This is a genomic window from Symbiopectobacterium sp. (assembly GCF_051710365.1).
Classification (GTDB): Bacteria; Pseudomonadota; Gammaproteobacteria; order Enterobacterales; family Enterobacteriaceae; genus Symbiopectobacterium.
Map to the genome: position 1 here is coordinate 1 of NZ_JBPETA010000212.1, position 5,031 is coordinate 5,031.

Below are 5,031 nucleotides of genomic sequence, written 5' to 3' on the forward strand. Positions count from 1 at the left end.
GAGTTCAGTATTGGTGACAGACCACCACAAGTATCCAACCTCAATTCTATTCACAAGACCATCGTTGATGTTCTCGGCGAGCGATACCGTCGAATTTATTCTTAAAGTAGGTGCGGAATGACGGGTGAACCAATCGGTGGTGGAGTACGTGCAGGGCATCACCGTGGTAAAGACCTTTGGCCTTAGCGGTAAAGCCCATCAGGCTTACTGTCGAGCAACATCGGATTTTCAGCGTTTTTTCCTGGATTGGGCACTGCCGTTGATCAAACCCGAGTGCTTGTCTGCCGTGATCATCGCGCCGATTACCTTGTTGATGTTGGTCGGCGGCATCGGGTTTATGCACCAGGGGATGCTCGGGATGACAGAACTGTTACCATTTCTGGTAATTGCGCTTGGGATCTCTGTGCCCGTCACCACGCTGAGCCACAGTGCGCAATCTCTGCGCATGGCGAAAGCCGCGTTAGGGCGGCTTGCCACGTTGCTGACGATCCCGCTGCAACCGGAACTGATACCAAGTCGGTTCCCTCAGAATAACGAAGTGGTGTTTGATCAGATTGATTTCGGTTATCAGCCCCGCTCGCCCCTGTTACACAACATCTCGCTGACGCTCTCTCCAGGTACGGTAACCGCGCTGGTCGGTGCCTCTGGCGCGGGTAAATCAACCCTGGCACGCTTGTTGTTGCGCTTTGATGTCCCCGATCGTGGCCAAATCACGTTAGGGGGCATTGAGTTAAGCCAGATTGACAGCCGACATTTGTACCGCCAGATCGGTACTGTGTTTCAGGATACGCAACTGTTACGCATGAGCGTGTATGACAACATCGCGCTGGGCGATCCACAGGCCAGTGAAGAGCAGGTCACAGCGGCTGCCAAGGCGGCGCATATTCACGAACGCATCCTGTGTTTGCCGCGCGGTTATCAATCGGTATATGGCGATGATGCCACATTGTCTGGCGGTGAGGCACAGCGGGTTAGCATTGCCCGAGCACTCTTGCTACAACCCGCCGTGCTGGTGCTGGATGAGCCCACCGCGCAGGCTGATGCCGAATCAGAAGCAGCGATACAGGCTGCGTTCAATGCATTGATCGCGCATCAACGTCGTCAGGTGGTGCTGGTGATTGCCCACCGATTGGAAACCATCACGCACGCAGACAACATTGTCGTGCTGTCGCATGGCCGCATTGACGCGCAAGGGAGCCATACTGATTTACTGGCCGGTGGCGGTGAATATGCGCGGCTGTGGGCGGCACAACAAGGGCAACAGGAGGCAATATGCTGTTGATGCGCCGACCAGACTGATGGGGAAATCTCACGCGTTGCTGCTGCGTCATTATTTGCTGTGGGTGTGCAGCTATTGTCTGATGCAGGGGCTGACATTTGTGCTGGTGGTGCCCATCATTCGCGCCCTGCTGGATCTCCGTGTGGATGATGCGTTGCTGTGGCTGATACCGTTAGGCGTAGGCGTGGTGCTGACCGGCTATTTGCATTATCGCGCTGCACACAGTGGATTTCAGGTGGCAGCAACGCTGATGAATCAACTGCGCCGCCGCATTGGCGATCATGTGGTCACACTTCCGCTCGGCTGGTTCGTGCGCGCCAATACCAGCCACCTGGGCCTGTTGCTCAGTCAGGGCGTGATGGAGATCCTGGGATTGCCTGCCCACCAGTTAACCCCCTTGTTAAGGGCGGTGATCACGCCCGTGGTGGTGGTGGCAACCATTTTTTTTGACTGGCGCGTAGCGCTGTGCGCGGCGTTTCTGTTTCCCATGCTGGGGGTGGTGTATTGGTGGGCCGGACGGCTGGGGCGTACCGCCGACCGGGCCGTTCAGACTGCCAATGCACAGGCGTGCGATCGCATGGTGGAGTTCGCGCAAAGCCAGCCGGTGTTACGCACCTATGGCAAGGCCGCGCAGGGGTATCGGCAATTTGCTCAGGCACTTGTGGCGCAAAGCCGGGCCGCACGACGTCAACTGTGGCTGGTGTTGCCGCCACTGCTGCTGAACACCTGGTTGGGGCAATTGGCCTTGATGGCTTTGATGGCGGGGATTACCTGGCTGGTGGTGATGGAGGGAGATGCAGCGCAGCAAACCACGCTGTTTGCCTTACTGGTGCTGGTGAGTCGGGTTATCGATCCCCTCAGTGAAGTGGCCTCCTATAGCTCGGGCATCCGTATGGCGTCAGCCCAAATGGAGGCGGCAGAAAATGTGTTGTCACAGATGTCGTCACCGGCACCGACAGATCCTGTACCTCTACCGCAACACTACGGAATCGAGTTGTGCGACGTGACGTTCGGTTACCAGCGCGGCGTTCGGGTGCTGCAAAATGTCTCTGCGACGCTGCCAGCCAATAGCATGACCGCCGTGGTGGGTGCATCCGGCTCGGAGAAAACCACCTTGACCAAATTGATTGCCCGTTTTTTCGATCCGGATAGCGGAGGAATTGCTATTGGGGGCATTAATGTAAAAGACTTCCCGGTCGTGCAACACATGAACATGATTTCGCAAGTGTTTCAGGACAATTATCTGTTTAGCGGCACCCTGTGGGAAAACCTGCTGATGGGAAACCCTGCGGCTGATGATGACACATTGCAAAACGTCCTGAAACTGACTCGTTTGGACGAGGTGGTGCAGCGCTTACCGCTGGGGCTGGATAGCCGGGTTGGCGAAGGGGGAGGATTGTTGTCGGGCGGTGAACGTCAGCGTGCCGCACTGGCGCGCGCATTGCTGAAAAATGCGCCAATCCTGCTGTTGGATGAAGCAACCGGTGCGTTGGATCCGGAAAATCAAGAAGCGATCGCTCAGGGGCTTAACGCATTGCGTGGCCGCTGCACCATGCTGGTCATCGCGCATCAGTTGCACACCATCCGCAATGCGGATCACATATTAGTGCTTGATCACGGGCAGATTGTGGAACAGGGCAACCATCAACAGTTGTTGGCCATGAACGGACGCTACGCGGCCTTTTGGCAGGCAAAAGTGCGCGCTGAAGGATGGCGCATTGTACATCCCCGAGAAGGATAAGGAGACGATGATGTCTGAGCCTCTGTGTGATAGTCAGCATTGCGCTACGCGTTGGCCGCTGCCTGACGTCGATTTGACGGATTTGACGCTGTTCTCTCAAGGCTTTCCCCATTCCGTTTTCACTCAATTACGACAGAGTGGTGGCGCGCTGTATCATCCGGCCACCCCGTTGACGCCTGATAACGAGGGTTTTTGGGTGTTCACGCGCTATCAGGATATTGTGCCGCTCGCCAGAGATATCGACACCTTTTCCTCGCATCGAGGCGGCGATCGTGCCGGAGGTGGAACCATGATTGAGGATCTTCCCTGCGCCGCAGGGCCGGGGACCGTCGTTAATATGATGGACGATCCGCGCCATAAAGCGCTGCGACGTCTGATGGCTCCGGGGATCACCCGTGGGCGCGTCACTGCGTTGGCCGCTGCCTGACGTCGATTTGACGGATTTGACGCTGTTCTCTCAAGGCTTTCCCCATTCCGTTTTCACTCAATTACGACAGAGTGGTGGCGCGCTGTATCATCCGGCCACCCCGTTGACGCCTGATAACGAGGGTTTTTGGGTGTTCACGCGCTATCAGGATATTGTGCCGCTCGCCAGAGATATCGACACCTTTTCCTCGCATCGAGGCGGCGATCGTGCCGGAGGTGGAACCATGATTGAGGATCTTCCCTGCGCCGCAGGGCCGGGGACCGTCGTTAATATGATGGACGATCCGCGCCATAAAGCGCTGCGACGTCTGATGGCTCCGGGGATCACCCGTGGGCGCGTCACTGCGTTGGAGCCCATTCTTACTGCGGCGGCGCGTCAGGCTGTCGTGAGTGCGTTAGCCAAAGGCGAAGGAGATTTTGTGGCGGATATTGCTGCCGAACTTCCGCTGTTTGCCATCGCACATTTGGTCGGGATTCCTCCTGAAGATCGGCACCCGATCTCAGGTTGGATTAACGCGGTGCTTGATTATTCCGATCGTCAATTGGGGCAAAGCAGTGTCAGCAGTCAGCAAGGCATGCAGCAGTTTATGGCTTACGCACAGCAGTTTGTGGAACAACGCCGTCAGGTACCCGGTGATGATATTGTTTCGCTGGCGGTTGCGGGAGAACTTTCCGCTGAACTGGGCTGCTTGACCCCGATGGAGCAGGTGATGGTGTTTAGCGTGGTGATGGTGGCCGGTTTGGAAACCACGCGTAATGCCATTGCGGGCGGAATACTGGCGTTTATTCAGCATCCGGAACAGTGGCAGCTGTTACAACGAGAACCTGAGCGAATGAACCGGGCACTGGAGGAAATTTTACGCTGGACCTCGCCCACGCCGTACAACCGCCGCACCGCCACGCGCGATGTTGACGTCGCGGGTAAACGCATCAAAGCCGGCGAGAAAGTGACGCTGTGGTGGGCCTCGGCCAATCGCGATGAACAGCAGTTCGAAAACCCCTTCGCCTTTGATATCTGTCGGGAGAAAAATGCCCATTTGGCGTTCGCCAGTGGGGGACACGGCTGTCTGGGGGCGCAGTTGGCGACGCTGGAGATGCGGGTTGTCTTTCGGGAATTGCTAAACCACATTGATGCCTTCACATTAAACGGCCCCGTGGAATGGGTCCGCAGCAACAAACATACCGGTATTCGGCGTATGCCTCTGCTTTACAAAGGGTTATAGCGGTGGATTGCGTCAATGCTTTCTTGTCATGAAAAGAAATAATAGCCGTTAAAAAATAACGGCTTATTTTTTGAATGAATATTTTGTGTTAAGGGTGTAAAAATCAGTATCTGTTCAACACGCTAAGTTACCCTCATGTCTATATTGATACCGCATCGATCGTACTCAACAATTATTGGTCACGTATTCAATGTGTTGCTCCGCAATAAAAATAGTATTCATGCTCTATGTTCTCTTCATCCGTCATTCCGCACCTACTTTAAGAATAAATTCGACGGTATCGCTCGCCGAGAACATCAACGATGGTCTTGTGAATAGAATTGAGGTTGGATACTTGTGGTGGTCTGTCACCAATACTGAAC

At 55.4% G+C, this 5,031-nt stretch carries 4 protein-coding genes; all 4 read left to right on the forward strand.

Annotation, left to right across the window (positions count from 1 at the left end; translation table 11 throughout):
• Window positions 1–124: 124 nt before the first annotated feature.
• Genes ACTBDZ_RS15050 through ACTBDZ_RS15065 form a run of 4 tightly spaced genes read left to right on the forward strand, consistent with a single transcriptional unit; the run spans window position 125 to window position 4,669 of the window.
• The gene (locus tag ACTBDZ_RS15050) at window positions 125–1,282 is read left to right on the forward strand and encodes an ABC transporter ATP-binding protein (RefSeq protein ID WP_438815917.1); all 1,158 of its coding nucleotides are present in this window, start codon (window positions 125–127) and stop codon (window positions 1,280–1,282) included.
• Window positions 1,173–3,020, forward strand: coding sequence for an ABC transporter ATP-binding protein (locus ACTBDZ_RS15055; protein ID WP_438815918.1), 1,848 nt, complete (start codon window positions 1,173–1,175; stop codon window positions 3,018–3,020). Before ACTBDZ_RS15050 ends, ACTBDZ_RS15055 begins: the two co-directional genes overlap by 110 nt.
• A gap of 10 nt (window positions 3,021–3,030) precedes the next feature.
• On the forward strand, window positions 3,031–3,447 hold the full coding sequence (locus ACTBDZ_RS15060; protein WP_438815919.1) for a hypothetical protein: 417 nt from the start codon (window positions 3,031–3,033) through the stop codon (window positions 3,445–3,447).
• Window positions 3,416–4,669 carry a cytochrome P450 gene (locus ACTBDZ_RS15065; protein WP_438815920.1) on the forward strand — a complete coding sequence of 418 codons (1,254 nt, stop codon included), beginning with the start codon at window positions 3,416–3,418 and terminating at the stop codon, window positions 4,667–4,669. The genes ACTBDZ_RS15060 and ACTBDZ_RS15065 overlap by 32 nt, the downstream gene beginning before the upstream one ends.
• Window positions 4,670–5,031 lie beyond the last annotated feature (362 nt).